This is a genomic window from Hwanghaeella grinnelliae, from assembly GCF_004005845.1.
Classification (GTDB): domain Bacteria; phylum Pseudomonadota; class Alphaproteobacteria; order UBA8366; family Aestuariispiraceae; genus Hwanghaeella; species Hwanghaeella grinnelliae.
In genome coordinates this window covers 315,810-340,082 of sequence record NZ_SADE01000004.1, presented here as the reverse complement: position 1 = coordinate 340,082, position 24,273 = coordinate 315,810, and the positions used below count along the sequence as shown (strand labels likewise).

The window sequence follows — 24,273 nt, the reverse complement described above, 5'->3', positions numbered from 1 at the left end:
GAAACCGGGATGGATTTCAGCCTTAACGAGGAACAGCGCGCCATTCAGGAATCGGTGGCGCGTATCTGTGCGGATTTCGACGATGCCTATTGGCTGAAGCGGGATCGCGACGGCGGGTTTCCGAATGATTTCTACGATGCGCTGGCGGCAGAAGGCTGGCTTGGCATCTGTACCGCCGAGGCTTATGGCGGGGCCGGCCTGGGCATTACCGAAGCCGCGCTGATGATGCGTACCATCGCGGAATCCGGCGCCGGCATGTCGGGCGCCTCGGCGCTGCACATCAATATTTTCGGCCTCAACCCCGTCGCCGTTTCCGGGACGGAGGAACAGAAGCACCGGATGATCACGCCGATGGCGCAGGGTCGGGAAAAGGCCTGTTTCGCGGTTACGGAACCGAATACCGGCCTGAACACCACGCGGCTGAAATTGCGGGCGGAGAAGACCGGCGACAAATATGTCGTCAACGGCCAGAAGGTTTGGATTTCCACCGCGCAGGTCGCCGACAACATCCTGCTGCTGGCGCGGACGACGCCGTTGGAGGAGGTGGAGAAACCGACTTTCGGATTGAGCCTGTTCTATACCCCCTTCGACCGCGACCGCATCCAGGTCCACGAAATCGAGAAGATGGGCCGTAAGGCGGTCGATTCCAACGAGCTGTTCTTCGAGGATTTCGAAATCCCGGCCGCCGACCTTATCGGGGAGGAAGGCCGTGGCTTCGAATACATCCTGCATGGCATGAACCCGGAGCGTATCCTGATCGCGGCCGAAGCGGTGGGCCTGGGCATGATCGCGGTGAAGAAGGCCGCCGACTACGCCAAGGAACGCATCGTCTTCGACCGACCGATCGGCCAGAACCAGGCGATCCAGCATCCACTCGCCAAATGCTGGGCGGAGTTGGAAGCCGCTTGGCTGATGGTCCTGTCGGCGGCCTGGCAATACGATCAGGGACTGCCCTGCGGCGCGGCGGCCAATGCGGCGAAATACCTGGCCGGCGAAGCCTGTTTCGAGGCCTGCCAGACCGCCGTGATGGCCCATGGCGGCTTCGGCTATGCCAAGGAATATCATGTGGAACGCTATCTGCGGGAATCCTTCGTGCCCCGCATCGCGCCGGTCAGCCCGCAACTCGCCCTCTGCTATGTGGCGGAGCGCGTCCTGGGTCTGCCGAAATCCTACTAGGTTGAAGCGACCCTGTAAGGCTGCCGTAAGGTTCTTCAAGCAAATTGGCATGTAACGCTGCGCATTTTTCGCACCGACACGCTATTGCATCCCTGGAAGGACCCTTGATTGATGTCAAACGCTCCCAATTTTTTCAGCGCCGCCCGCGCTGCCATGGCCACAATCGTCTTCGCCTCCCTGCTCCCTCTCGCCGCCTATGCCGGAATCGAGGGCGTGCCGCAGGAAGGCGCCTTGAACTTCACCGTATTGCGCGACGGCTCGGAGATCGGCGAACACAAGATCACCTTCGACCAATCCGGCGACGACCTGAAGGTCGATATCAACACCGACATCAAGGTGACCCTGCCGCTGATCGGCATCGCCGTTTACCGGTTCGAACATGAAGGGCATGAGGTTTGGCGCAATGGCCACCTCGCCGCCCTGAACAGCAAGACCTATGACGACGGCACCGACCACAAGGTGGACGCCGCCGCAACAGAAGACGCCCTGGCGGTGAAAAGCGATATCGTCGATCAGACCAGCGCGGCGACGATCATCCCGGCCAGCCTGTGGAACCCGGCGCTGATGCAGCAGAGCGTGCTGCTCAACACCTTGGACGGGCACGAAATGGCGGTTCAGGTCGAGACTGTCGGGATGGAATCCGTCAACGTGAAAGGCGCCGAAACGAAAGCGAACCACATTCGCGTGTCGGGCGGCCTGGAACGGGACCTGTGGTACACGCCTGAAGGCTCGCTGGTCATGGTCCGTTTCGCAGCCAAAGACGGTTCAGAAATCAAATACGTCCTGCGCTGAACCGTTCCATTCGCAAATCACCGTTTCATTCGTTAATCTTGGGACGCTGGCGCGGATATGGCCGCGCCGGCGTCCTATTCGAGTAACCTGACCGATGCGCATTCTATTGGTGGAAGACAACAGCCGGATCGCCGAACATATCGCCGCCTGCCTGACCAAGGAAGGCATGGCGGTCGACCGTTTCGGCACCGCCGAGGACGGCGCCCTGGCCCTTGAAACCGTCCGCTACGATGCTGCTATTCTGGACCTGGGTCTGCCCGACGGCGACGGTCTGGACGTGTTGCGTGAGGCGCGCAACCGCGGGTCGGATACGCCGATCCTGATCCTGACCGCACGGGACGGCTTGAAGGACCGGGTCGAAGGCCTGAATTCCGGCGCGGACGACTACCTGCTGAAACCTTTCGAAGTTGAGGAACTGGTCGCGCGCCTGAAAGCATTGATGCGGCGGCCGGGCGCCGTCCTCGGCATGTGCCTGACCGCCGGCAATCTTAGCTTCGATACGGTCGGACGGGACGTAAAGGTCGATGACAAACCGTTGCGGCTGTCGCGGCGGGAATTGGACATTCTGGAATATCTGATGCGGCGGGTCGGCCGGGTCGTCAGCAAGGAATGGCTGGAAGAGGCGCTCTACGGGTTTGACGAGGAGGTCTCGTCGAACAGCGTCGAGGTCGCCGTGCACCGGCTGCGCAAAAGCTTGGAAAACGCCAAGGCAAACGTGTCGATCCATACCTTGCGCGGCGTCGGGTACCTTCTGCAACCATGACCCAGGAAAGCCCTGACCGAGGATCGCTGCTCGCCGCCGTCTTCTGGCGCGTCGGCCTGACCATGCTGCTGGCCATCGGCCTCGTCTCCGGCCTGCTGCTTTATGAATTCACCGATCATATCGACAATATGCGCGACCGGTCCCTGAAGGGGCAGGCGATGGATATCGTCCGCCACCTGACGGTATCCGACGGGCAAACAGTAAATCTGGACCTTCCGCCTTCACTCGCCGCGGCCTACCAAATTCCGGACGACATGCCCCGTTTCGCGATCCTGGACGAAAGTGGCAAGGTCCTGGCGGCCTCTCCAAACGTGTCCGAACCCCTTTGGAACGGCATTGCCGCCAAAGGCCCATTGCCGCAAACTTTCGAAACCCATGACCCGGAAAGCGGCGACCTTGTCTACGGCGTCTCGTTGCGGCCGGAGGAACTCGGCCGTTCGATCACCATCCAGGTCACCCAGAACGCATCCCATCACGATGTCCTTGCCGATACCCTGCTCGACGAAGCGGTGGACGAGTATCTCTGGGTCATCGTTCTGATTTTCGCGGCCATTCTGGCGGTCACCTATGTCACGCTACGCTCGGCCCTTGCGCCGTTGAGCGAAGCCTCCGCCCAGGCCGCCGCCATCGGCCCGTCCAGCCTTGAGCGGCGGCTGCGGACGGACCGTCTACCACGCGAAATTCTGCCGCTGGTCACCGCCGTGAACAGCGCCTTGGATCGGGTTGAGAAAGGGTTCCAGGTCCAACGCCGTTTCACCGCGGATGCGGCGCATGAAATGCGCACACCGATCGCCTTGTTGCGCACCCATCTGGAAAACCTCGACCCGACGAGGGCCGCTGCCTTGCGGGAAGATCTCAACCAATTGGAACGGGTCGTGGCGCAACTTTTGAAGTTGGCGCAGGTCGACGCGCTGGTGGTGCCGGAAGGCAGCCGGGCGGATCTGTGTGAGGTCGCGACGAATGCCGCCGCTTTCCTTGGCCCCAAGGCGGTTGCCGCCGGCAAGTCCCTTGCCTTGGAAGGAAATGACCGCGTTACCGTGGCGGGCGACCCTGACGCGCTTGAGGTCGCAATCCGCAATCTTGTGGAAAACGCCCTGGTGCAAACCCCCACCGAGGAAGAGGTCGTCATCCGCATCACCGAAGACCCGCCCTGCATTCAGATCCTGGACCGGGGTCCCGGAATCTCCGACGACGACCGCGAACACCTGTTCGACCGTTTCTGGCGCAAGGAACGCAATCTCGACACAGGCGCTGGCCTGGGGTTGTCCATCGTCTCACGCATCGCAGCGGCCCATGGAGCAACCCTCGACATCGATAGACGGCCCGGCGGCGGAACCGTTTTCGCCATGACATTCCCCGGTCCGGCGATGCCCGAGTCCACTCGGGCTGACGCGTAAGGTTCCTGTAAGCCGGATACACGAATTTGCTTCATCGGCTCGGTTTCGGGCTATGATTTTTTGGAGCGATTTGCGTCTATGCCCTTTGCCATCATCCGGCCGGACGACCGGCGCCGTACTGCGGTCGAAACCATGATCCGGTCCGTTTATCGTGACCGATACCAAGCGATGATCGCGGATTTTCCGCCCTGCTTGGCGGCCCTCTTCAACGCGGACAACGTTCCTCTTTGCGCCGCGGGTCTTCGCGACGACGACAGCGGCTTCTTCTCGGAGGTTTATCTGGACCAAAGTGTTGAGGCATCCATCGCGCGCTTGGCGCGGGAACCGGTGGCCAGGACATCCATTCTGGAAGTCACAACGCTGGCCGCTTCACATCCTGGACACGCCCTGAAACTGGTCGACCATATTGTCGCCGACGGGGAACAGCGCGGCATGAAATGGGGATTGTTCACGGCAACGCGGCCGTTGCGGATCGGCTTGCGGCGCAGCGGTGCCGGCGTGTTGGAAATCGCCTTGGCGGAACAGCACCGCGTCGAAAACGCTGAACAATGGGGCAGCTATTACGAAACCAACCCGATCGTCTGCGCCGTTTCCGGCGACGGATACGGTGACGCGGCAGCCCGACCCGCGCCGCGGCGGAACACATCCTTGAAACAGGAACAGGAGCGCGCCAGACATGCATAAAGTCTTTACTGCCCTGGCGCATCATGCCGCTGCCGACCCCACAAGACCGGCTTTTCTGAAGACCGATGGAAGCACGCTCACCTATGGGCAATTGTCAGGCGCCATCGCGGACTTCAGCGAAAAGCTGCCTTTGGACGCGCGGACGGTCGCGCTACGCGGCATCCCCTCCTTCGCTTGGATCGTCGCGGATCTGGCGATCAGCCTGACCGGCAAGCGCGTCGTGCCGGTGCCCATGTTCTTCAGCAAGGAACAGATCGGTTTTATTCTTCAAGATGCCGGATGTGACCTGATCGTAGATTGCGATATTCCCGAAGACGCGCAAAGGCAGGGTGGCGGCATCCCGATCATATCACTGCGCGATGAGCAATTAGTCCGTAACAAGACTGCGCGCGATCTGCCACCCTATCAGGGCGGCGCGGAACGTGTAATCTACACATCCGGTACGACCGGACGTCCGAAGGGCGTGCGCCATGGGGACCGGCAGTTGGATTTCGCGGTCTCCGCGATTGGCGAGGCCGTCAACGCGACGGCGGATGACAGACATTTGAGCCTGCTGCCCCCGGCACTTCTTCTGGAGCAGATCGCTGGCTTTTTCCTGCCGATTACGGTTGGCGCCCAGTCAATACTGGCACCCGGCGCCGGCATCGCCGCCCTGACCGGCGAGATCGCCCCGATGGCCAAAGCGCTTTCCTCAATGAACCCAACGACCACGGTTCTTGTTCCGCAACTGGTTTCCGCCTTGGTCCGATTTTCCGATGCGACAGGTTGGTGTCCCCCGCCAAGCCTTCGCATCGCCGCCGTCGGCGGCGCCCCGATCGCCCCGAACGTTCTCGACGCAGCCGACGCGATTGGCCTTCCCGTCCGCTACGGTTACGGCCTTTCGGAATGCTGTTCCGTGGTTTCCGTCGACACGGCGGCAAATTCGAACCGCGATGCGGGACCGGTCCCGCCGACCGGCCGCCCTTTGCCAGGCATCGATATCCGTATCGAGGATGACGAGATCGTCATCCGCAGTCCCGGTGTGATGATCGGGTATCTCAACCACCCCGAACTCGGCATCCAGGAATGGCGCACTGGCGATCTCGGCCGGATTGAACCCGATGGGCGCATCACTGTACTGGGCCGGAAGGACCGGCGTCTGATCCTATCCAATGGCAGGAATGTCTCGCCGGAATGGATCGAAAGCCACGCCATGGGCCTGCCCTGGATTGAGGCGGCAAAGGCGACCGGCCATGGGGAGACCCATGTCACATTGCATCTGACAGTGCGGGCACCGGATGACAGATGGTTGGATGCAACACCGGATTCGGAATTCGCAGGGCAATTGAACGCCCTGTTCGCGACCCTTCCAGACTATGCCCGGCCGGTCAGGGCCGAAATTTCCCTGTCACGGAACCCGGACCGAATCAGAACCATCCCGCTCGACGTTCATCAACCGACGTCGAACGTCGCCTAACCCCCAATACACAAGCCTCAAGCACACGTTACGGACAAACAAGGAAGTTCCTCACTATGCCCCAGCAATCATTCTACCAGCGCCTGCTGGCGGAAACGGAAGCAGACAGGCTCTCTTTCGTCTCAATTCCCGTCATCCGTGACGCGATGGCTGGGGATGTGGATCTGCCGCTTTATCTTCGCTACCTATCCGAAGCCTATCACCATGTGCGCTTCACCTGCCCGCTGATGGGGGCAGCCCTCGCGCGCTGCACGGCCGACGATCGGCGCTACCGCGAAGCTCTGTTGGAGTATCTGGACGAGGAACGCGGGCACGAGGAGTGGATCCTTGAAGACATCGCCGCACTTGGAGGGAATGCCGAACAGGTCCGCTCGGATAGCGGCGCGGCAGCGACGCGTATCATGGTCGGCTATGCCTATTACGCCGTGGAGCACATTAGTCCCTATGCCCTGTTGGGCATGGTCCACGTTCTGGAAGGCATGTCGGTGGCCCTTGCCGACAAAGCCGCCAAGGGCATCGCCCAGGCGATACTGAAGGCTGGCCAAGAAGACGGAGACGGTTCCGACGCAATGGCTGAGGGACAACCGGGCAAAGGCTTTTCCTACCTAATGTCCCACGGCAGCCTGGATCAGGATCACGTCCGCTTCTTCGAAACCCTGGTGAACGGACTTCCGGACGAAAAGGCCGAAACGGCTGTTATCGATACCGCAAAAATCATGTACCGGCTGTTCGGGGATGTATTCCGGACATTGGGCACCATTGAGGAAAACCGTCATGCTGCATGATACAGCCCGCGTCTTGATCACGGGGGCCGGCAGTGGGATTGGCCGGGCCCTTGCCGTCGAAGCCGCCAACCGTGGCATGCGTGTCGTCATCGCCGGGCGCAGAATGGACCCTCTGCGTGAAACCGCCGGCGCCATGGGCAATGCAAAATCCGTCATCACCATGCAGGCCGATGTTACCTCGGCCCAAGATCGCAGTGCCCTGCTTGCCAGGATCCAGGAGCAGTTGGGCGCGCTCGACTATCTGATCAACAATGCAGGTTCGGTTGCGGTCGGTCGGTTTGACGGATTGAGTGAGGATGAGATGATGCATCTCTTCACTCTCAATGTTACGGCCCCCGCCATGCTGTCCCAGGCGGCATTGCCGCTCCTTTGCGCAGCACCCAAGGGACGGATCGTCAATGTGGGTTCGATGTTCGGCGACATTGCCTTTCCCCGCTTTGCGGCATATTCCGCCAGCAAATTCGCTCTACGGGGATTGTCCGACGGATTGCGCCGCGAACTGGCGCAGGACGGGATCGGTGTGACCTATGCGGCGCCACGGGCGACGCGGACCCCGGCCGCCGACAGATTCATGGCCCTGGCCAAACCGATGCAGATGGTCTTCGACCCTCCCGGAAAAGTCGCCCGGCGAATCTGGAATGCCGCAGAGGCCGGCAAATCCCGTGTTTATCCGGGCTTGGGTGAACGCATCGCAACCATCGCCCAGGCATTGCTCCCCTCCATACTGGATCGCCATATCGCCAAATTGGAAATGCGGGTTCGGAATCCAACGGAGGATGGGCTGGAGACCCACCCGGTTGGAAATGTGACAGGTGACACCGCAACGGGCGAAACCATTCAACGTTGAGCGCCCCCCACAATTCACCCCAACGCATTCGCAAGCATCGGCCGCCGATTTTTTTGCGTCGCACAATCACTGTCGACCTGGGACTCTCATTACGGTACCCTTCTACTCTGACCAACCTGTTGAGCTGATTGTTTGGAATGAGTGGTTATCAGTATTGTTCCGCCATGGTGGTCGAAAAGGATTCGTTTCTTCGCGATGCCTTGGTCGATGCCATCAATGCCTTGGGGTTTCGTTTCGTTCTGAAAGCGGACGGACTTCCCGACGCGGTGGAAAAACTGATCCAGGTTCGCGTGAATCCCGACAAGGTCGGGACCGGCGGCCTTGACCTGCTGGTGACACAAGCCTCCGACCGCTATGCGGAGGGCAAGGGCCTGATACGCTGGGTCCGCGCGCATAAAGACTCCCCGGACCCGTTCATGCCGATCCTTGCCATCGGCCCCTCCAAGCCGGGGGCGAACAATATCATCTCCATGGGGGTCGGGGAGACCGCCGCGCTGCCGCCCGGTTTTTCCGCCGAAGATTTTGCAGCCGGCGTCTTCAAGTCGACCGCCGACCAACGGCATTTCGTGAAGGTTGGAAAGTATTTCGGCCCAGACCGACGGCTTACCGAGGAAGAAATTCCGGACGAAAGGCGGGAATCCGATCTGCCCTACAACAAGGCCGGCGTCCGTTTTTTTCCTCCACCGTCAAACCGGCTGGAAAGAATTGGGAAGGATTTCAGGATCGGGCCGGATCATGTAGGCGCGGTCAAAACCGCGATTGAAATGCACACCCCTGACTTTCGGAAATGGGTGGAAAAGCGGTCCCGCCAAATTATTTCCGCCCCGCTGAGCGACTGCGACCAACGGCCGGAACACTGTAAAGCGGTCGTCTCAAAACTTGGGGAAATTTCGGCTGAAACCGAGATCAAGGCGGCGATATTTGGGTTTCCGCTGATAACCGCAATCGCAGCCTCATTGCGGGAACTGACCGAAGTCGAACCGGTTTTCACGCGGGTCTACATCGATTTGATATCCAAACACGGCACCGCCATGTTGGCGGCCCTGCATGACGATCAAAGAAGCCGCACATCGGAATTCGCCACTGAGATCATGGCTGAATTACGGGCCATTGTGCAGAAATACTACAAGGCACATCCCGAACTGCTGAAATCCACAGCGACGACGCCGTCGCCGCCGGGATCGCGTTGACGGGACCGCGCTGACCGGCATCAGCTTTCCTCGAGGACGCCGCGGCGGATCTGGTCGCGTTCCATGCTTTCGAAGAGCGCCTTGAAGTTCCCTTCCCCAAAACCTTCGTCGCCTTTACGCTGAATGATCTCAAAAAAGATCGGGCCGATGACCGTTTCGGTGAAAATTTGCAGCAGAATGCCGCCCCCTTCGGTCGGCGCACCGTCCAGCAGAATGCCGCGCGCCTTCAGCGCCTCCCCATCCTCACCATGGCCGGGGACGCGGCCGTCCAACATTTCGTAATAGGTGTCCGGCGGCGGCGTCATGAACTGAACGCCCGACTGCCGCAACCCGTCGACGGTGGCCTGAATATCGCGGGTGCTGAGCGCGATATGCTGAATACCCTCGCCATTATAAGCGTGCAAATATTCCTCAATTTGCGATTTGTCGTCGGCGGATTCGTTGATTGGGATCCGGATCTTGCCGCAAGGGCTGGTCATCGCCTTGCTGTGCAGACCAGTCAGCTTCCCTTCAATGTCGAAATACCGCAATTCCCGGAAGTTGAAGAGCTTCTCGTAGAAATGCGCCCATGTGTCCATCCGACCACGGAAGACGTTGTGGGTCAGGTGGTCAATTTCGGCCAAACCCTGGCCGGCGGGGTTCTGATCGACGCCTTCGATCGGTTTGAAGTCGATGTCATAGATGTTCGGCGCGTCATATCGGTCGACAAGATAGATCAGGCTGTCGCCGATTCCGTGGATCGCGGGGATGTTCAACTCCATCGGGCCGACCTGACCGTGGAACGGTTTCGCGCCCAACTGGATGGCACGCTGATAGGCCTTCGCCGCATCCTTCACCCGAAAGGCGATCGCGCAGGCCGACGGCCCATGAACACTGGCGAAGGATTGCGCGAAACTGGTCGGTTCCGCATTCACAATGAAGTTCACGCCGCCCTGCCGGAACAGGGTAACATCCTTGGACCGGTGACGTGCGACAGCCGTGAACCCCATGGTTTCAAACAGCTTTTTCAGCGCATCCGTATCGGTGGCGGTGTATTCGACGAACTCGAAACCATCCGTTCCCATCGGATTGGCGTCGTTGATGACGCCCGGTTGAAACCCATTGTCCTGTACTGCCGTCGTCATGGCCGGAAACCCTCCCAATGACATGAATGAGATATGCCGTGCGGAGCCGAAAAGGCGCATCGCTTGGCTTTCTCAAACCATATAGGCCGGCGAATTTAGTTTCAAGTGAAACTAATAATGTTTCAATAAATGCGGCGGGACTGCCGAGCTCCGATACCTGTGCCCTAGCGGACGACCTCAAAGCTGCGCGCAGCTGCGTCCTTGAAGTTTTCCACCACATCCTGGACCGGAATTTCCGGCGCGGAAGGGTCCCCGATCGCCTCGCAGTCATAGCCCATGCGCGTGATATCCAGCACGAAAGCCATCGACAGCCATCTGCCGTCAAGCCCAGGCCCCTCACCTTCGTAATGGCGGACAAACAGGCTATTCGAAAGACCGTGACCATGGTTCGCGACATTGTTCACGAAACCCGCAATCGACGCTGGAACAGCGCCCGACATCGGATCGACGCAATACAGGGTAGATCTGTAGCGGATGGAACCGAGGCGGATCGTTTCAACGATCGGCTCGTCGGCGGCGCCCGCTTCAACCGGCTGCGCTTCGCCGTCCGATGAGACCAACCCGACCTGGAAGAACGATTCCGGCGTTGCGGCCGAACGTTCCGCATAGAACCAGACCGGGCCATTCACGCCGGACACGGAGTCGCCCTTTCCGGGGCTTTCCAATTTGTACCGGTAACTGATGCTCAAATTCTCGGAATGGGGCGGTATGACGGCCAAGTCGTTATAGCGGTCGAAGGTATTGCCCGACACGACCGGCGTGTTCGAAAGCGAAACATCGGCGGCCCCCACCTCTTCCCAGGTCGAAACGCATCCCGCCAGGACGGTGGACACCGTGAAAGCCAGTGCCAGTTGCAGGATGCTGTCAGAGCCGCGCATTCGTTCCACCGTTCACCAAATTGCCGTGCCGCCGATGTTGGATCATATACCGAGTCTAGCGCTTGTGATCGTTGCCGAAAATGGCGTGGCGTACTTCGTCGCCGACGCGGATGCCGAGGTGATCCGTAATCCCGCCATTCACTTCCAGGACGGCCCGCACGGGGCCGTTCGACGAAATCGGCTGTAAGGACAGGGGCACGGCCCGTTTCGATATATGGCTGATGATGCCCGCGCCGTCGATGAAGATCATGTCCAACGGGATATAGGTGTTCTTCATCCACATCGCGACGGGCTGCGGCCGCTCATAGTCGAAGAGCATGCCGGCATCGGGGGCCATGCGTTCCCGGAACATCAGCCCTTGCTGGCGCTGCGCCGGTGTCCTCGCCAACTCGATCTGGAACGTGTAGCGGCCGCCGGCCTGCTTCACGATGCGTAACGAGTCCTGCTTGAAATCGAGCTTTTTCTGAGCGTACCCGCCGTCAATTCCGGCCAGGAACACAAAACAGAGTACCGCCGCCCAACCCAAGGCAGACAGCATGGTTCGCCGCGTCATTTACACTCCCGTTCCCTGCCAACCCGAAACGGATCGACCGTTTATTTTCCGGCCTTTCTCATCGCTGCAGAGCTCCGTCAAAGACCGGCCAGAATCTGTCCTGCCAGACTGCGGGTCTCGTCCCTTATGGGGCCATGATTGGGCATGTCATGCAACTGGATAAACCAATGCGCCGGCGGGTTTTTTCCCTGTTTTCTGCGCCATGTGAGACTTTCGAGAACTGCTCTCGCGACCTCCGGTAGCGTTGCGCGGACATCGAATCCATTCAGAAGGCCCCAATACCCGGTCCAGCATCGCGCCACGGCCCAGGGGTTGTAGCCGCCCCCGCCCAGGACCAGCACGCGCGGCGCCATCGGCCGCATCTGCCGAACGGCACGCAATAAGGCATTATTGGACAATGACAACTTGCTTAAGGGATCGTCCTGCAAGGCATCGCAACCGCCTTGAATGACCAGGGCTTGCGGTTCGAACCAATCCAACAGGGGCAGCACCGCGTTTTCCATCAGGAAGGCGTGCTCGTCATCGTTGAATCCGGGCAGGACGGGCAGGTTGCGCGCCATGCCCCCCGCCCTGTCGTCAACCGCGCCGGAATAAGGCCAGCGGCCGGCTTCGTGAATGGAAATCGTCATGACCCTGTCGTCGTCATGGAAGGCATCCTGCACGCCATCGCCGTGATGGGCGTCCAGATCGACATAGGCGATCCTCTCCAGCCCCTGATCCAACATGGCGAGAATTCCCAGGACGGGGTCGTTGAAGAAACAAAAGCCGCTGGCCTGGTCGCGGCGCCCGTGATGGGTACCGCCGGCGGGGCTGTGGACGACGCCGCCCTGTTTCAAAAGCCCGGCGGCATAAACCGATGCGCCGGCCGTCGTCGCCGGTCTGCGAAACACTTCCCGATAGATCGGATTGCCGTTGATACCGATATGGTAGCGGCGCTTCAGATCGTCCGGCAGGCGCCCATCGGCCTCCGCCCGTCGGACGGTTTCGATATAGGTCCTGTCGTGGAACCGGGCGAGCTGGGCGACCGTCGCCATCGGCGCATCGTGATACACTTTCGGGTCCATCCAGCCCAAAGCGCGTATCAGATCCGTAACCACCGAGACCCTCGGAATGGATAGGGGGTGCCCCCGCCCAAGATGAGAGGACCGATAGATATCGCTGGAGATATAGTGCGGCCGTGTCAGCAAAGGGTTCCTCGAAAAAACGTTACGTAACCGGGCCGTTTCAGACCGACAAAAACTACAAATGAAGCTGCCGCCCGGACAACTCCGAATGACGCGCTCCTAATACGGTGCGTCCCGGCCGATCCTGTCAATGAAACAGCATCTTGCGCCAATCACTTCGCCACAGCCTGGACACCGCGCATTCCCCATGCCTACGGTGCTACCGTCTACTCTCTCGGCAAAACGGCCCGGCACTGCGCGGGCCGACTGGGTGTTGGATGAGCGCATCGAAGACCGCACCGCCCCTGACCAAACTGGCCGACCGCCTGCGGATCGGCGGCGGCACCTATTCGGGCGCCGGGCAATATGCCGCCCTGGTCGCGATGTATCCTTTCATCACCTATTTTTCGCTGTTCGATTTCGTGCCCGAGGTCGCCCAGCCGCAAGTCTTCGAGATCGTCGCGCAAGCGGCAAGCGGTGCGGAAGCCGCAGAGGCCGTGGCCGAGCGAACGGCCTATCAGGTCAACGCGATCGCGGCCTTCTTCTTCACCGGCTACATTCCCGCAATCCTGCGCTGCCTGTGGCGGCGAGCCTGGGGCTGGTTGTTCATCGGCATGATCGCGGCCCATGTCACCTTGCTGGATCTGGCCGCGGATTTCGGCCTGATCGAGTTTGGCGCCCTGCGCGAAACCATCGCGGACCTGCCGATGATCGCGGTGAAGGTCTCGTTCGTCTGGATCGTGTTCAGAGGCAAGATCTTCTCCGCCTCCTTTCTGCTGTACTGCTTCACCTCGGCGCTGTTGACCTCTGTTCTGGCCCAGGCCTCGGGCTACGAGACGCTGGACGCCCTGCGCCAATTGCTACCCCTGATCGTCTTCGGCATGAGCGTCGCCCTGGCGCGGTTGGTAATTCATGCGGTCGTTCAGAACGGATACTTCGTCAAGCTGCTGGGATGGCGGCGCGGCCTGAACGCCTTTGGCCATACGGCCCTGCTCTGGATTCCGATCCTGGTCTTCGCCGTCCCCTATTTCGCCATCACCGCCGTGTTGAACGCCGCGATCCGGGATGCAGCCTATGAGCAACGCGCCATGCTGGTCCACCCGCATGATGAGACGGCGACCGCGAATTGCGCCTATCTTGAGGGCAGCGCCGCCTATCTGCTGCGGCTGTTCGGCGAGGCCCGAAATGCCGTCACGCGGGGCAGTCGCGCGACCGCCGCGGAGCGCGAGGCAATCGCCGCCCTGATCCAACAGGAGCAGGACCGGCCGACGACGATCGCCGCCTTGCGCGAAAAAGGCACAGATCTGCGCCGGAACACGATGTATTCGATCTACCGCTTCTACGACTGCAAACAGAAGGAATGGATCGCCAAGACGAAAGCCTTCGAGAGCGAGGTCCGGGACTTGCCCGTCGACCGCCTCTCCGACGAATTCAAGAAACAGTATAACGAGGTGCTCACCAACCGCCTGCCGATGAAGGCCCCGAACTTTTCAGGCCTCGGATCCGGCATCAAGAACTGGTCGGTCAAACAGATGCAGGGCCAGATCAACAGCGCCTATGCCTATATTCGAAACAGCGCCCGGGATAAGCTTGCCCGGAAGATCGACGAGCATATTGAACCGCAGATCAAGGAAACGTCAGGCAAGATCGGCGACGGCGTCAAGCAACTGCGTGAGGAAGTCTCGCCTTTGTTCGAGGAGGCGAACCGCGCCACCCAGATTTCCGTCTGGTGGGTGTTTTCCACCCTGAACGCGCTGCACATGTTCGCCCATATTCTGTTCACCTTCCTGTGCATCAAAAGCTTTCTTTATGTCTACGGGCGCGTGGCCTTCGCCAGCGATGCCGGGGCCTTCCTGACCTTGGGCGACCCGGACGAAGCCGCGCATATGCCGCACGGATCCGTCCGTATCACCGGGCAGGACTACGCGTTGAGCGAAGGGGCGGAAGGGACCTATTACTTTTCCCGCCGGTTCCAGCCGCACGGCATGCCACCGCGTTTCACGGTGCCGCAGCCCACAGGGGCGCCGATCGCACGTCTGCTGCACCGGTCGATGTCGATGAACCGTTTCGACCTTGTTCCGAAAGAGGCCGCGCCCCGGCCCCAGGGGCTGTATTTCACCGTAACCGGCAGCAAGACCTTCGTGGAATGGAGATTGGCGGAAGGCGAAACCATCGTCTTCGACTTCACCAATTTCGTCGGCATGTCAGGGTCGGTGAAACTGTCGACCCTGATCAGCGCCAGGATTTCCACCCTGCAACTGGGCAAATACGTGTTTTCCACCGCGACCGGGCCGGGCCGCGTCGTGCTTGTGACCGGGGGCAGACCGAAAACCGGGAACGACCCCGAAACGGAAGTCAGCATGCCGCCGGAACGATTGGTCGCCTGGCAGCGCGACGTTCGTTTCCATGTCGATTCCAGTCTTGCCCTGCCCGACATTTATCTGAGCACGGCCTATGTCCGGAAAGAGGGTGCGGGCGTTCTGGTCATGGATGTGGACAAGCAGTCGCGCAGGGGCACAGGCCTGTCCCGTTTCATCACGCATTTCCTGTGGCCGGGGTAAGTCACCGGTTTCCTGTGACTGTGAACCCACAAATGCTAGTCGTCGGCATCCCCGCTTTGCTGACGGGCCCACATTTCCGCGTAGACGCCCTTTTCGGCCAACAGATCCGCATGCGTCCCGCGTTCCACGATTTCACCGGCGCGGAGCACAATGATCTCGTCCGCGTCGACCACGGTCGACAAGCGGTGGGCGATGATCAGCGTCGTTCGCCCTTTCGAGACCTCGCGCATGCTGGTCTGGATATCCCGTTCCGTCGCCGTATCGAGGGCTGAGGTCGCCTCGTCGAAGAGCAGGATGGGCGGATCCTTCAGGATCGTCCGGGCGATGGCGACGCGCTGCTTTTCACCGCCTGACAGTTTCAAGCCCCGTTCGCCGACACGGGTTTCATACCCGTCCGGCAGGGAACGGATGAAATCGTCGATATGGGCCAGTTTAGCGGCGCGCGTGACCTCTTCTTCCGACGCATCCGGCCGACCGTATGCGATGTTGTAGCGGACCGTGTCGTTGAACAGCACCGTATCCTGCGGAACGATGCCAAGCGCTTCCCGTACACCATGCTGCTTTACCGACCGCAGGTCCTTGCCATCGATCAAGACGGCGCCTTCGTTCACGTCGTAGAACCGGAACAATAGCCGGCTGATGGTCGACTTCCCGGCGCCGCTGGGACCGACGATGGCTGTGGTCTTGCCCGGTTCGACAGTGAAGCTGACCCCTTTCAGGATCGGCCGGCGTTCGTCATATCCGAATTTCACATCGCGGAATTCGACCTTGCCATCCTTCGCGTTCAGATCTTCGGCATCGTCCTCGTCGCGGATCTCCGCCGGCACGTCGAGCATGGAGAACATATCTTCCATATCGGTCAGGGATTGGCGGATCTGGCGATACACGAACCCCAGGAAGTTCAGCGGCAGGTAAAGCTGGATCAAGTAGGTGTTCACCAGCACGAAATCGCCGATGGTCATGCTGCCGTCGACCATCCCCGCCGCGGCCATATACATCACCGCGACCAGCCCCGTCGCGATGATCGCGCCCTGCCCCACATTGACGACGGACAGGCTGGCAATGGAGCGAACCGCCGCGCGCTCATAGCGCTGCAGGGAGGTATCGTAGCGGGCGGCTTCATGCGCTTCCGCCCCGAAATACTTCACCGTTTCAAAGTTCAACAGGCTGTCGATAGCCTTTGTATTCGCCTCGGTATCCGACTCGTTCATATGGCGCCGGAATTTCAGCCGCCATTCGGTAATTGCCATGGTGAAGGCGATATAGGCGGTGATCGTCAGCAAGGTGATCGATGCAAACCAGAAGTCGAACAATCCCCAAAGCACGCCGCAGACCATCAAAATCTCGACCAAGGTCGGGATGATGTTGAACAGCATGAAGGAAAGGACGAATTCGATACCCTTCACACCGCGTTCGATCACACGGCTGAGGCCGCCGGTCTGCCTGTCCAAATGGAAGCGTAGGGAAAGGCTGTGCAGATGCCGGAAGGTGACCAACGCGACCTGGCGGATCGCCCGCTGGGCGACATTGACGAACAGAAACTCGCGCAATTCCTGAAACACGACGGACAGGACACGCGCACCGCCATAGGCCAACAATAACCCGACCGGAATCGCCATCACGCCCGCAGCCGCCGCCGCACCGGCCCCGGCCTCAGTCCCGGCACCTGGCCCGGAGAGAGCATCCACCGCGTCCTTGTAGAACAGCGGTACCCACACATTCGCGATTTTCGCCAGGGTAAGCGCCGCCATGGCCAGAACCACGCGGACGCGAATTTCGGTACTGTCCCGCGGCCACAAATAGGGCAGCAGGCTTTTGATTGTTTTCCCTTGCCGGCGGAGAGTGTCGCTCATCGGAATCCTTTCGCGGTCCCCGTGACATAGAGCCGGCACCCCGCATCGGCAACATATACCCCTGCAATCGGCCAACTATCGCAGCGTGCCCGTTGCAGAGAGCGGCGACCTCTAGCTTAGCGAAAATCCCCGTTTTCGCAGGAAGTCCGCGAATCCGGCGCGTTCCGGCACCGACATCTGCCGCGCCGTGTTCTCGGACCAGTGACAGACCTCCGCAACGCCGTATTTATCCGGATGGCGTTGTTTATGCGGCGCGATGGGCTGAACCGCGTGTCGGGCCGTATCGTACTCGGCCACAAGGGCGGGCAAGTCGTCGTCACGATAGCGGTTGCGATGAACGACCGCACCGGGCGGCAGGCGCATACTGACCCCGGCGGTCTGTTCCGGCCAGCCCAGGGCAAGGCCCGCCACGGGATACACGCCGTCGGGCAGGCCCAGCAAATCGCACGCCTCGCCAATATGGTTTCGGACCACGCTGATCGGGCAACAGCCGAGCCCCGCCGCTTCCGCCGCCGCGACGAAGGTCGCCAGCGCGATGCCGGCATCAACGGCCGTATTCATGAAGGTGTCCAGGTTGTCGTTGCGATGGTCGTACCCCCGCATTTCCGCGATACGCCGCTGACGGCGAAGATCGCCGCAGAAAACCAGGAAATACGGGGCCTTGGCGATCCACTCGTCGAAGGACGCCCATGTCTGCATGGCGCCGCGCAGGGCAGGATCATCGATCACGACGATGGAATACTGCTGCAGGTCGGATTTGGAGGGGGCAGATTGCGCGCAGGCGAGCAGCGCCTCCAGCAAAGCCTCGTCCACCGGCCGGTCGGCAAACCGCCGGCAGGATCGATGGGTCAGGAAGCCCTCAATCCGGCTCCATTCCTGTCCCGACGGTCCCGCGCCATGTTCGACGCCGTCGCCGAAGCGCTCGCGCCAAGCGGTGTCAAAATCTGTCATGTCCCAAAACCCCAAACAAAGAAGATGAAGATGGAAATAGCGATGGTCAGGATCAGGACCGGACCAAGCCAAACCAATTAAGAAAACTCGCCGAAACGGAGATTGCCGGCAATATGATCGCAACGGCACCTGAACTTCAAACCCTTCGGAAAGTTCGGTCCGTTTGCGAGCGTCAGACCTGGCAATGACCTAAACCCCGCAACGCACGGTGATGCATCTTATTCCGGCTTGGTCTGGCCCGGGGCCGCGGTCGGCGTCCATTTTTCAAGGACGCGGCCATCCGCCGTTTTCACCTTTTTGACGCTGGGTCGTTCCTTCCTGGTGAAGAAACGGACAATGGCGGGAAAGGGTATCTCCTCCCCCAATCCTTTTTTCAGCGCGCGCACATAAATGTCGTGATGCTTGATTTGTTGGTTCAGGTAATCCGAAGAATGATGGCCGTAGCGCCGCCATATCATATCCAGGAAATGCAGCGTCTCCGCCGGGATTTTGGCCTCTCCCAAATTGGTCGGCCGGCCATGTTCGAACAGACGGAAAATGTTCGGGTCCTGCGGCCCGGTTTCCCCGGCGACGAAAAGTGCCGGCATCAACATCCGCCCGTGATGGGTCGCGGCGTAGGAACCCTGGGCGATATAGATCAGCCGCTGCAGTTTCTGCGGCTGCAGGTAGTCGTCTTCCCGCCGCGCCTGATCCATGAACCAAAGCGCAACGTCGATCGTGGATTCGACAACAGTTGCGGTCATCCTTGCCTTTCCTGTATGCGCTGGACCGTAAATCCAACAATGAAGCCGACCTTGCCAGATTCTTCACCGGACCGCCGCATATAGCCATATATACAGCGCCCCGCAGCAGAGCGGAAGGAAAGGACCGACGTGAATTTCGAACCGCTGCTGACGGCGCCGCCGGCGATCCTGTTTCATCTGGCCGCCGCAACGACGGCGTTGGTGATTCTGCCGATTCAGATACTTTCGTCAAAAGGCACTGTCGGGCATGTCTGGCGCGGGCGTGCCTGGGTCGCCGCGATGGTCCTGACCGCGGCGGGCAGTTTTTGGATACGCGGCACGGATGGATCGCTCAGTTGGATTCACGGTCTTTCCGCCTATACGCTGGTTTCCCTCTTCTTCGGATTGGTAGCGATCCGGCGCGGAAACCTGTCATCACACCGGGGGTGGATGACCGGCGCCGGGATCGGCTTGGTTATCGCTTTCGCCTTCACTTTTCTTCCAAGCCGAATTTTGGGACAGTTGCTCGGTGGCTAGGCGGCAACAGTCTTAGTCCTTTTGCCGGGCTTGCGGATATTGGCGCGGCATCCTAATTCAATTCCGCAGACAATGGGCGCAAAGCCTCGACATGTTCCGCGCCAAGCGCCCACCGGGCTTTGGCCGTAAAGGATTAATCGGCGCGTATTAAATCCGCATATGTTCAAATCGCATGTGCCGCGCGAGAGAGAAGTAAAGGACGATCACCATGGATATGAAAGGTGAAGAGCGAATCTCGGCCCCGCGTGAGGTGGTTTGGGAAGCGCTGAACGACCCGGACGTACTGAAGGCCTGCATTCCGGGCTGCCAGACCTTGGAGAAGACCTCAGACACATCATTTTCCGCCACGGTTCAGGCCAAGGTCGGCCCGGTGAAGGCGAAATTCGCGGGCGAGGTGTCGCTCACCGATATCGATCCGCCGAAAGGCTATAAGATTTCCGGCGAAGGCAAGGGTGGCGCCGCTGGTTTCGCGAAAGGCGGGGCCGTTGTCTCGCTGGCGGAAGACGGCGATGAAACCGTGCTCAGCTATGAAGTCGACGCGAATGTCGGGGGCAAGCTGGCGCAGATCGGCTCCCGCCTGATCGACTCAACCGCGAAGAAGATGGCGGGCGAATTCTTCTCGAAATTCAACGAAGAAGTCATGGCGCGTGCAGGCGATGCAGGCAGCGCGCCGGCCGCCGCCGACACGGAAGCTGCTGCAACCGCCGCGGCCGCCCCCTCCCCGACGCCTGCGCCCGTTGAAGAACCAGCGCCTGCAGCCCCCGTCGAAGCCCCCGTAGAAGCTCCTGCGGCCGAGCCGGCGGCGAAACAGGCAGAAGCCCCGGCGCCCGCGAGCGACACGGATGTGAAGGCCGCCGCCGCCAAGGCCGCGACGGAAGCCGTCAATGAAACCTCGGCAAAGCGCAAAGGTTTGAGCCCGGTTATCTGGGTGCTTGCGGTCATCGTGGCCGCCGGCCTGTTGATCTATAGCTTCAACAGCTAAACGCGCAGCGACTGTTCCGATATCAGCTCACTGATGAAGCTGTTTCGGCGCAGCAGAAAATCATGCAACCTTTGGGGATAGCCGCTATCGATGGCGGCTATCACCGAGGGCCTTCGGCCGAGCGCCTTTCGCCACGCCATCGTTTTCGGCAAATCCGCGAGAATGCCGAAATCCCCGATATGATCGAAGGTATCGAAATATCGGAATGCCGGCGCAAAGACCGCGTCGACCAAACTGAAATCCGCACCTGAAAAATACGGTCCCTCGCCCAAGGCCGCCTCCACACGGGCAAACTTTGCCTTGAGCGCCGCTGCCTTGGCATCGAAGCCCTGGCGATCCTTCGCGCCGTATAGGCCCGCGATATCGTTCAGGACCGCGCTTCCCACCTCTATCCAACCGCGATGCCGTGCCTTGAGCACCGGATCATCCGGATGCAGTGACGGCGCCAGGGTGTCTTCAAGATACTCCAGGATCGCAGAGGATTCGAAAATCGCCTCGCCCGCCACTGTCAGAACCGGCGTTTTCCCCAATGGCGATATTTCCAGGAACCAATCGGGTTTGTTCGCCAGGTCCACATCACGCCTGTCGAAAGCCACCCCCTTCTCAACAAGCGATATCGCCGCCCGCTGCACGTAGGGGCATAGGGCATGGCTGACCAATACAAGTTTCGTCATGGCAGTTTCCTCTCTGGTAAATTTTACATGCATTTGCATCTATATTGGCTCGGCCGCCTCACCCGTCAAGCTTGATGCATTTGCATTCATATGATTGAAACGGATCATGCCGAAACGTTTGAACAAAAGCGCCGAATTGGTCTGGACCCGAATGGTTTCCATTTCGGGAATTCTGGTCGACCGGATCGAGGCCAATTTGAAAGACGAAGGGCTTCCACCGCTGTCCTGGTATGATGTCTTGCTGGAAGTGGAGCGCGCCGGCCCGGGCGGAATACGCCCCTTCGAGATCAAGGAACGGCTGCTGCTGCCGCAATACGGCACGTCCCGTCTGCTAAAACGTCTGGCCGATGCCGGGTATGTCACGACGGCGGATTGCGTGGCGGACGGCCGCGGACAAATCGTCACCATAACGCCGGCGGGCCGCGACATTCGGGCGCAGATGTGGCCAGTCTATGCCAACGCCCTTCGGACCGATGTGCAGGAAAAACTGACTGGCGAGGAAGCGGAACAGCTTGCGGCGCTGCTTGGCAAGCTTCGCCCGACATAGACCTGTTCCGTAAATCCCGTTGTCTGCGGCGGGACGGCATTGTTTGATACCAATCGTTTCCAATCAACCGCATGGCCGCCGTGCCGGTGGCCCAAAAATCCGGCGGGTTCACGAGCATGAAACCGAAAATCATCACCACGCTGGAGACCTATTCCTGGTCCCTGTTCACGTCTGACTGCCTGGCGGGCGCAACCGTCGCGATGGTGGCGGTGCCCCTCAGCCTGGCGATTGCCATCGCGTCCGGCGCGGAGCCGGCCCAAGGGTTGGTGACCGCCATCATCGGCGGTTTCTTCATTTCCCTGCTGGGCGGCAGCCGCGTTCAGATCGGCGGGCCGACCGGCGCCTTCATCGTCGTCGTCTATGGCGTCATCGCCGATCACGGTTATGACGGCCTGCTGATCGCCACCTTCATGGCGGGGATCATCCTGCTGATCGCGGGGTTCCTCAGGATCGGCAACCTGATCGCCTATATCCCGGAAGCGGTGATCAACGGTTTTACTATCGGAATCGCCATCATCATCGCCAAAAGCCAGTTGAGCGATTTCCTGGGCCTGGAAGGACAAGTCGACTGGGCGGAATTCGGCACGGCCGCGCAATCGATCAATCTCGCCGCCGTCGCCATCGGCCTCGGCACCGGCTTGTCCATCGTTCTGCTGCGCAAGGCGTTTCCGAAATTTCCAGGCCTGATCGTCGCCGTGGCCGTATCCTCGGCCGTGGTCGCCGCCCTGGGTCTTCAGGTGGACACCATCGTCTCCCGCTTTGGGGAATTGCCCAATCACCTGCCCTTGCCCAGCCTGCCGGTCTTTACCTTGGACCGGGTCATCGAACTGTTGCCGTCCGCCCTCGTCATCGCCTTTTTGGCCGGCGTGGAATCGCTGCTGTCGGCGATGGTCGCGGACAGATCCATCGGCGGCAGTCACCGCCCCAACGCGGAAGTCATCGCGCAGGGAACGGCGAATATCGCCTCCACGCTTTTCGGCGGGCTGCCCGCGACCGGCGCCATCGCCCGGACCGCGACGAATATCCGGGCCGGCGGCAAGACGCCCGTCGCCGGAATCGTTCATGCCCTGGTGATCCTGGCGGTGATGATGCTGGCCGCGCCGTTGGCGGGCTATCTGGCGATGCCGGCCATGGCGGCCCTGCTTATCCTGACGGCCTGGAACATGAGCGAACCGCATCGCTGGCGCGGTTATATGTCGGAGCCGATTGCGGACCGGCTGTTGCTGGTCGTGACCCTGGTTCTGACCGTGATGGTGGACCTTACCGTCGCCATTGGCGTCGGCGTGGCGCTTGGCCTTGCCATCCGCTTGCGCCGCCGCAAGGTGCAGCCCGCCGACTGGCATACGCCCGACCGCTGACGCAATGGGAGAGGAATAGCCGGCGCCCCTTTTCCAAGCGGCGCCGGCTTCTGTCGTGCCTTACCGTCGCAAAAACCCCTTGCGTATAACCGACTTTCCTTTATATGCATACTGCATGCATGATGAAGTGACAGAAAACAAACTTGGCGCCTTGTGGAGCGTCTTGGACGCCGCGATGAGCCAAGCGTTCGACGATGCCTCGCCCAGTACGGTGGCGGCGATTCTGACCCTGCACTTCCACGCGCCGCTTACCGGCACGCGGTTGAGCCGGATCCTGGGGCTGTCTCAACCGGCCACAGTCCGCCTGTTGGAAAAACTCCGCGATGCCGGGCTGACCAGGAGGCATCCGAAACGCGACGGCAAGGATATCGACATATCCCTCACCGCAGCGGGCGAAGCACGGGCGGCGACCCTTCTGGGCCGCCGCAATGCGGCCTTGAAGGCACTGTTGGCCCCGCTATCGGCGGAAAAGGCCGCCCTTTTGTCCACCCTGCTCGACGAGATTCTTCCGCAGGAGGTGGCGAGCCGGGCGGACGCACGCTTCCTCTGCCGGTTCTGCGACCACGAGATATGCGACGGCGCGGTCTGTCCGATCGGGTGCAAGGCGCGGGATATCGAAACGGCGGGAAAGGAAGCAGCAAAATGATATTGGCCCATGACGGCAAGGTGCCCAACATCCACCCCAGCGCCCGCGTGGCACCAAATGCGACGGTTTGCGGGGATGTTACAATCGGCGCCAACAGTTCCATCGGCTTTGGGGCCGTCCTCACCGCCGAATCCGGCCCGATCGAGATCGGCGCGAACTGCGTCGTCATGGATTCAGCCGTGCTGCGCGGTATTCGCGGCAATCCCCTGACGCTGGGGGACAATTGCCTGGTCGGGCCCCGCGCCCATCTGACCGGCTGCACGGTTGAGGACAATTGCTTCATCGCCACTGGCGCGTCGATCTTCAACGGCGCCCGGATCGGGACCAACAGCGAGGTGCGCATCAACGGTGTCGTGCATCTGCGCACTGCTTTAGCACCGGGGAGCATGGTTCCCATCGGCTGGGTGGCCGTCGGCGAGCCGGCGGAAATCTTCCCGCCGGACAAGCATGACGAGATCTGGGCGATTCAGAAGGAATTGGGTTTCCCGAAACATGTATTCGGCGTCGACCGCCCGAGTGAGGGCGACAGCATGATGCCCGACGTCATGCCGCGCTACGCCAAGGCATTGGCGCGACACAAGGACGACCGGAACGCCGGTTAGCCGCACCGGCCAGATAGGCCCAGCCGAGGGCG

24 protein-coding genes are annotated in these 24,273 nt (G+C 60.6%); 16 read left to right on the top strand and 8 right to left on the bottom strand.

Annotated elements, in window-relative coordinates:
- Positions 1-9: 9 nt before the first annotated feature.
- The 9 genes from EOI86_RS22480 to EOI86_RS22440 all read left to right on the top strand — a co-directional run bounded on the left by EOI86_RS22480 (position 10) and on the right by EOI86_RS22440 (position 9,090).
- Positions 10-1,176, top strand: a complete 1,167-nt coding sequence (locus tag EOI86_RS22480; RefSeq protein WP_127767932.1) for an acyl-CoA dehydrogenase family protein — start codon at positions 10-12, stop codon at positions 1,174-1,176.
- A 111-nt stretch (positions 1,177-1,287) separates the two neighbouring features.
- A complete protein-coding gene (locus tag EOI86_RS22475; protein WP_127767931.1) occupies positions 1,288-1,968 on the top strand; it encodes a DUF6134 family protein in 681 nt (226 codons plus the stop codon).
- 94 nt (positions 1,969-2,062) lie between these two features.
- Positions 2,063-2,731 carry a response regulator transcription factor gene (locus tag EOI86_RS22470; RefSeq protein WP_127767930.1) on the top strand — a complete coding sequence of 223 codons (669 nt, stop codon included), beginning with the start codon at positions 2,063-2,065 and terminating at the stop codon, positions 2,729-2,731.
- A complete protein-coding gene (locus EOI86_RS22465; protein ID WP_127767929.1) occupies positions 2,728-4,128 on the top strand; it encodes a sensor histidine kinase in 1,401 nt (466 codons plus the stop codon). The genes EOI86_RS22470 and EOI86_RS22465 overlap by 4 nt, the downstream gene beginning before the upstream one ends.
- A gap of 78 nt (positions 4,129-4,206) precedes the next feature.
- Complete coding sequence (locus EOI86_RS22460) at positions 4,207-4,812, top strand: thermostable hemolysin (RefSeq protein WP_127767928.1); 606 nt, start codon at positions 4,207-4,209, stop codon at positions 4,810-4,812.
- The gene (locus tag EOI86_RS22455) at positions 4,805-6,268 is read left to right on the top strand and encodes an AMP-binding protein (RefSeq protein WP_127767927.1); all 1,464 of its coding nucleotides are present in this window, start codon (positions 4,805-4,807) and stop codon (positions 6,266-6,268) included. The genes EOI86_RS22460 and EOI86_RS22455 overlap by 8 nt, the downstream gene beginning before the upstream one ends.
- Before the next feature lie 56 nt (positions 6,269-6,324).
- A complete protein-coding gene (locus EOI86_RS22450; RefSeq protein ID WP_127767926.1) occupies positions 6,325-7,053 on the top strand; it encodes an iron-containing redox enzyme family protein in 729 nt (242 codons plus the stop codon).
- Positions 7,043-7,900, top strand: coding sequence for an SDR family NAD(P)-dependent oxidoreductase (locus EOI86_RS22445; RefSeq protein ID WP_127767925.1), 858 nt, complete (start codon positions 7,043-7,045; stop codon positions 7,898-7,900). Before EOI86_RS22450 ends, EOI86_RS22445 begins: the two co-directional genes overlap by 11 nt.
- A gap of 137 nt (positions 7,901-8,037) precedes the next feature.
- The gene (locus EOI86_RS22440) at positions 8,038-9,090 is read left to right on the top strand and encodes a hypothetical protein (protein WP_127767924.1); all 1,053 of its coding nucleotides are present in this window, start codon (positions 8,038-8,040) and stop codon (positions 9,088-9,090) included.
- Between the two features lie 20 nt (positions 9,091-9,110).
- Here EOI86_RS22440 and hppD read toward each other — a convergent pair whose 3' ends face one another.
- The 4 genes from hppD to EOI86_RS22420 form a co-directional block, all read right to left on the bottom strand.
- Positions 9,111-10,214: a 4-hydroxyphenylpyruvate dioxygenase gene (gene hppD, locus EOI86_RS22435; protein ID WP_127767923.1), complete on the bottom strand. Its 1,104-nt coding sequence runs from the start codon at positions 10,212-10,214 to the stop codon at positions 9,111-9,113.
- Positions 10,215-10,378: 164 nt separating this feature from the next.
- Positions 10,379-11,092 (bottom strand): hypothetical protein, encoded by a 714-nt coding sequence (locus tag EOI86_RS22430; protein ID WP_127767922.1) that lies wholly within the window; start codon positions 11,090-11,092, stop codon positions 10,379-10,381.
- Positions 11,093-11,147: 55 nt separating this feature from the next.
- Positions 11,148-11,645 carry a DUF192 domain-containing protein gene (locus EOI86_RS22425; RefSeq protein WP_240035789.1) on the bottom strand — a complete coding sequence of 166 codons (498 nt, stop codon included), beginning with the start codon at positions 11,643-11,645 and terminating at the stop codon, positions 11,148-11,150.
- A 77-nt stretch (positions 11,646-11,722) separates the two neighbouring features.
- Positions 11,723-12,832, bottom strand: coding sequence for an acetoin utilization protein AcuC (locus EOI86_RS22420; RefSeq protein ID WP_127767921.1), 1,110 nt, complete (start codon positions 12,830-12,832; stop codon positions 11,723-11,725).
- A 254-nt stretch (positions 12,833-13,086) separates the two neighbouring features.
- Here EOI86_RS22420 and EOI86_RS22415 point away from each other — a divergent pair, with 254 nt between their 5' ends.
- Positions 13,087-15,369 (top strand): AIM24 family protein, encoded by a 2,283-nt coding sequence (locus tag EOI86_RS22415; protein WP_127767920.1) that lies wholly within the window; start codon positions 13,087-13,089, stop codon positions 15,367-15,369.
- A gap of 35 nt (positions 15,370-15,404) precedes the next feature.
- Here the strand turns inward: EOI86_RS22415 and EOI86_RS22410 are convergent, their stop codons facing one another.
- From EOI86_RS22410 to EOI86_RS22400, 3 genes are all read right to left on the bottom strand, one after another.
- The gene (locus EOI86_RS22410) at positions 15,405-17,222 is read right to left on the bottom strand and encodes an ABCB family ABC transporter ATP-binding protein/permease (protein WP_127767919.1); all 1,818 of its coding nucleotides are present in this window, start codon (positions 17,220-17,222) and stop codon (positions 15,405-15,407) included.
- A gap of 111 nt (positions 17,223-17,333) precedes the next feature.
- Positions 17,334-18,173: a nitroreductase family protein gene (locus EOI86_RS22405; RefSeq protein WP_127767918.1), complete on the bottom strand. Its 840-nt coding sequence runs from the start codon at positions 18,171-18,173 to the stop codon at positions 17,334-17,336.
- A gap of 218 nt (positions 18,174-18,391) precedes the next feature.
- Positions 18,392-18,916, bottom strand: a complete 525-nt coding sequence (locus tag EOI86_RS22400) for a Panacea domain-containing protein (protein WP_127767917.1) — start codon at positions 18,914-18,916, stop codon at positions 18,392-18,394.
- Between the two features lie 129 nt (positions 18,917-19,045).
- Between EOI86_RS22400 and EOI86_RS22395 the strand changes: the two genes are divergently transcribed.
- A complete protein-coding gene (locus EOI86_RS22395; protein WP_161973957.1) occupies positions 19,046-19,432 on the top strand; it encodes a DUF2306 domain-containing protein in 387 nt (128 codons plus the stop codon).
- A gap of 208 nt (positions 19,433-19,640) precedes the next feature.
- Positions 19,641-20,414, top strand: coding sequence for an SRPBCC family protein (locus tag EOI86_RS22390; protein ID WP_127767915.1), 774 nt, complete (start codon positions 19,641-19,643; stop codon positions 20,412-20,414).
- Here the strand turns inward: EOI86_RS22390 and EOI86_RS22385 are convergent.
- Complete coding sequence (locus tag EOI86_RS22385) at positions 20,411-21,088, bottom strand: glutathione S-transferase family protein (RefSeq protein ID WP_127767914.1); 678 nt, start codon at positions 21,086-21,088, stop codon at positions 20,411-20,413. The two genes, EOI86_RS22390 and EOI86_RS22385, sit on opposite strands and share 4 nt — an antisense overlap.
- A gap of 106 nt (positions 21,089-21,194) precedes the next feature.
- On the opposite strand from EOI86_RS22385, the gene EOI86_RS22380 reads away from it, so the two are divergent.
- The 4 genes from EOI86_RS22380 (at position 21,195) to EOI86_RS22365 (ending at position 24,241) form a co-directional block, all read left to right on the top strand.
- On the top strand, positions 21,195-21,635 hold the full coding sequence (locus tag EOI86_RS22380; protein ID WP_127767913.1) for a MarR family winged helix-turn-helix transcriptional regulator: 441 nt from the start codon (positions 21,195-21,197) through the stop codon (positions 21,633-21,635).
- A gap of 116 nt (positions 21,636-21,751) precedes the next feature.
- Positions 21,752-22,993, top strand: coding sequence for a SulP family inorganic anion transporter (locus EOI86_RS22375; protein WP_127767912.1), 1,242 nt, complete (start codon positions 21,752-21,754; stop codon positions 22,991-22,993).
- 127 nt (positions 22,994-23,120) lie between these two features.
- On the top strand, positions 23,121-23,639 hold the full coding sequence (locus EOI86_RS22370; protein WP_127767911.1) for a MarR family winged helix-turn-helix transcriptional regulator: 519 nt from the start codon (positions 23,121-23,123) through the stop codon (positions 23,637-23,639).
- A complete protein-coding gene (locus EOI86_RS22365) occupies positions 23,636-24,241 on the top strand; it encodes a gamma carbonic anhydrase family protein (protein ID WP_127767910.1) in 606 nt (201 codons plus the stop codon). Before EOI86_RS22370 ends, EOI86_RS22365 begins: the two co-directional genes overlap by 4 nt.
- Positions 24,242-24,273 lie beyond the last annotated feature (32 nt).

Excerpts from the sequence above, each read along its gene's own strand:
- EOI86_RS22480 (WP_127767932.1), top strand. The coding sequence starts at position 10 with ATGGATTTCAGCCTTAACGAGGAACAGCGCGCCATTCAGGAATCGGTG.
- EOI86_RS22475 (WP_127767931.1), top strand. The coding sequence starts at position 1,288 with ATGTCAAACGCTCCCAATTTTTTCAGCGCCGCCCGCGCTGCCATGGCC.
- EOI86_RS22470 (WP_127767930.1), top strand. The coding sequence starts at position 2,063 with ATGCGCATTCTATTGGTGGAAGACAACAGCCGGATCGCCGAACATATC.
- EOI86_RS22465 (WP_127767929.1), top strand. The coding sequence starts at position 2,728 with ATGACCCAGGAAAGCCCTGACCGAGGATCGCTGCTCGCCGCCGTCTTC.
- EOI86_RS22460 (WP_127767928.1), top strand. The coding sequence starts at position 4,207 with ATGCCCTTTGCCATCATCCGGCCGGACGACCGGCGCCGTACTGCGGTC.
- EOI86_RS22455 (WP_127767927.1), top strand. The coding sequence starts at position 4,805 with ATGCATAAAGTCTTTACTGCCCTGGCGCATCATGCCGCTGCCGACCCC.
- EOI86_RS22450 (WP_127767926.1), top strand. The coding sequence starts at position 6,325 with ATGCCCCAGCAATCATTCTACCAGCGCCTGCTGGCGGAAACGGAAGCA.
- EOI86_RS22445 (WP_127767925.1), top strand. The coding sequence starts at position 7,043 with ATGCTGCATGATACAGCCCGCGTCTTGATCACGGGGGCCGGCAGTGGG.
- EOI86_RS22440 (WP_127767924.1), top strand. The coding sequence starts at position 8,038 with ATGAGTGGTTATCAGTATTGTTCCGCCATGGTGGTCGAAAAGGATTCG.
- hppD (WP_127767923.1), bottom strand. The coding sequence starts at position 10,214 with ATGACGACGGCAGTACAGGACAATGGGTTTCAACCGGGCGTCATCAAC.
- EOI86_RS22430 (WP_127767922.1), bottom strand. The coding sequence starts at position 11,092 with ATGCGCGGCTCTGACAGCATCCTGCAACTGGCACTGGCTTTCACGGTG.
- EOI86_RS22425 (WP_240035789.1), bottom strand. The coding sequence starts at position 11,645 with ATGACGCGGCGAACCATGCTGTCTGCCTTGGGTTGGGCGGCGGTACTC.
- EOI86_RS22415 (WP_127767920.1), top strand. The coding sequence starts at position 13,087 with ATGAGCGCATCGAAGACCGCACCGCCCCTGACCAAACTGGCCGACCGC.
- EOI86_RS22410 (WP_127767919.1), bottom strand. The coding sequence starts at position 17,222 with ATGAGCGACACTCTCCGCCGGCAAGGGAAAACAATCAAAAGCCTGCTG.
- EOI86_RS22405 (WP_127767918.1), bottom strand. The coding sequence starts at position 18,173 with ATGACAGATTTTGACACCGCTTGGCGCGAGCGCTTCGGCGACGGCGTC.
- EOI86_RS22400 (WP_127767917.1), bottom strand. The coding sequence starts at position 18,916 with ATGACCGCAACTGTTGTCGAATCCACGATCGACGTTGCGCTTTGGTTC.
- EOI86_RS22390 (WP_127767915.1), top strand. The coding sequence starts at position 19,641 with ATGGATATGAAAGGTGAAGAGCGAATCTCGGCCCCGCGTGAGGTGGTT.
- EOI86_RS22385 (WP_127767914.1), bottom strand. The coding sequence starts at position 21,088 with ATGACGAAACTTGTATTGGTCAGCCATGCCCTATGCCCCTACGTGCAG.
- EOI86_RS22380 (WP_127767913.1), top strand. The coding sequence starts at position 21,195 with ATGCCGAAACGTTTGAACAAAAGCGCCGAATTGGTCTGGACCCGAATG.
- EOI86_RS22375 (WP_127767912.1), top strand. The coding sequence starts at position 21,752 with ATGAAACCGAAAATCATCACCACGCTGGAGACCTATTCCTGGTCCCTG.
- EOI86_RS22365 (WP_127767910.1), top strand. The coding sequence starts at position 23,636 with ATGATATTGGCCCATGACGGCAAGGTGCCCAACATCCACCCCAGCGCC.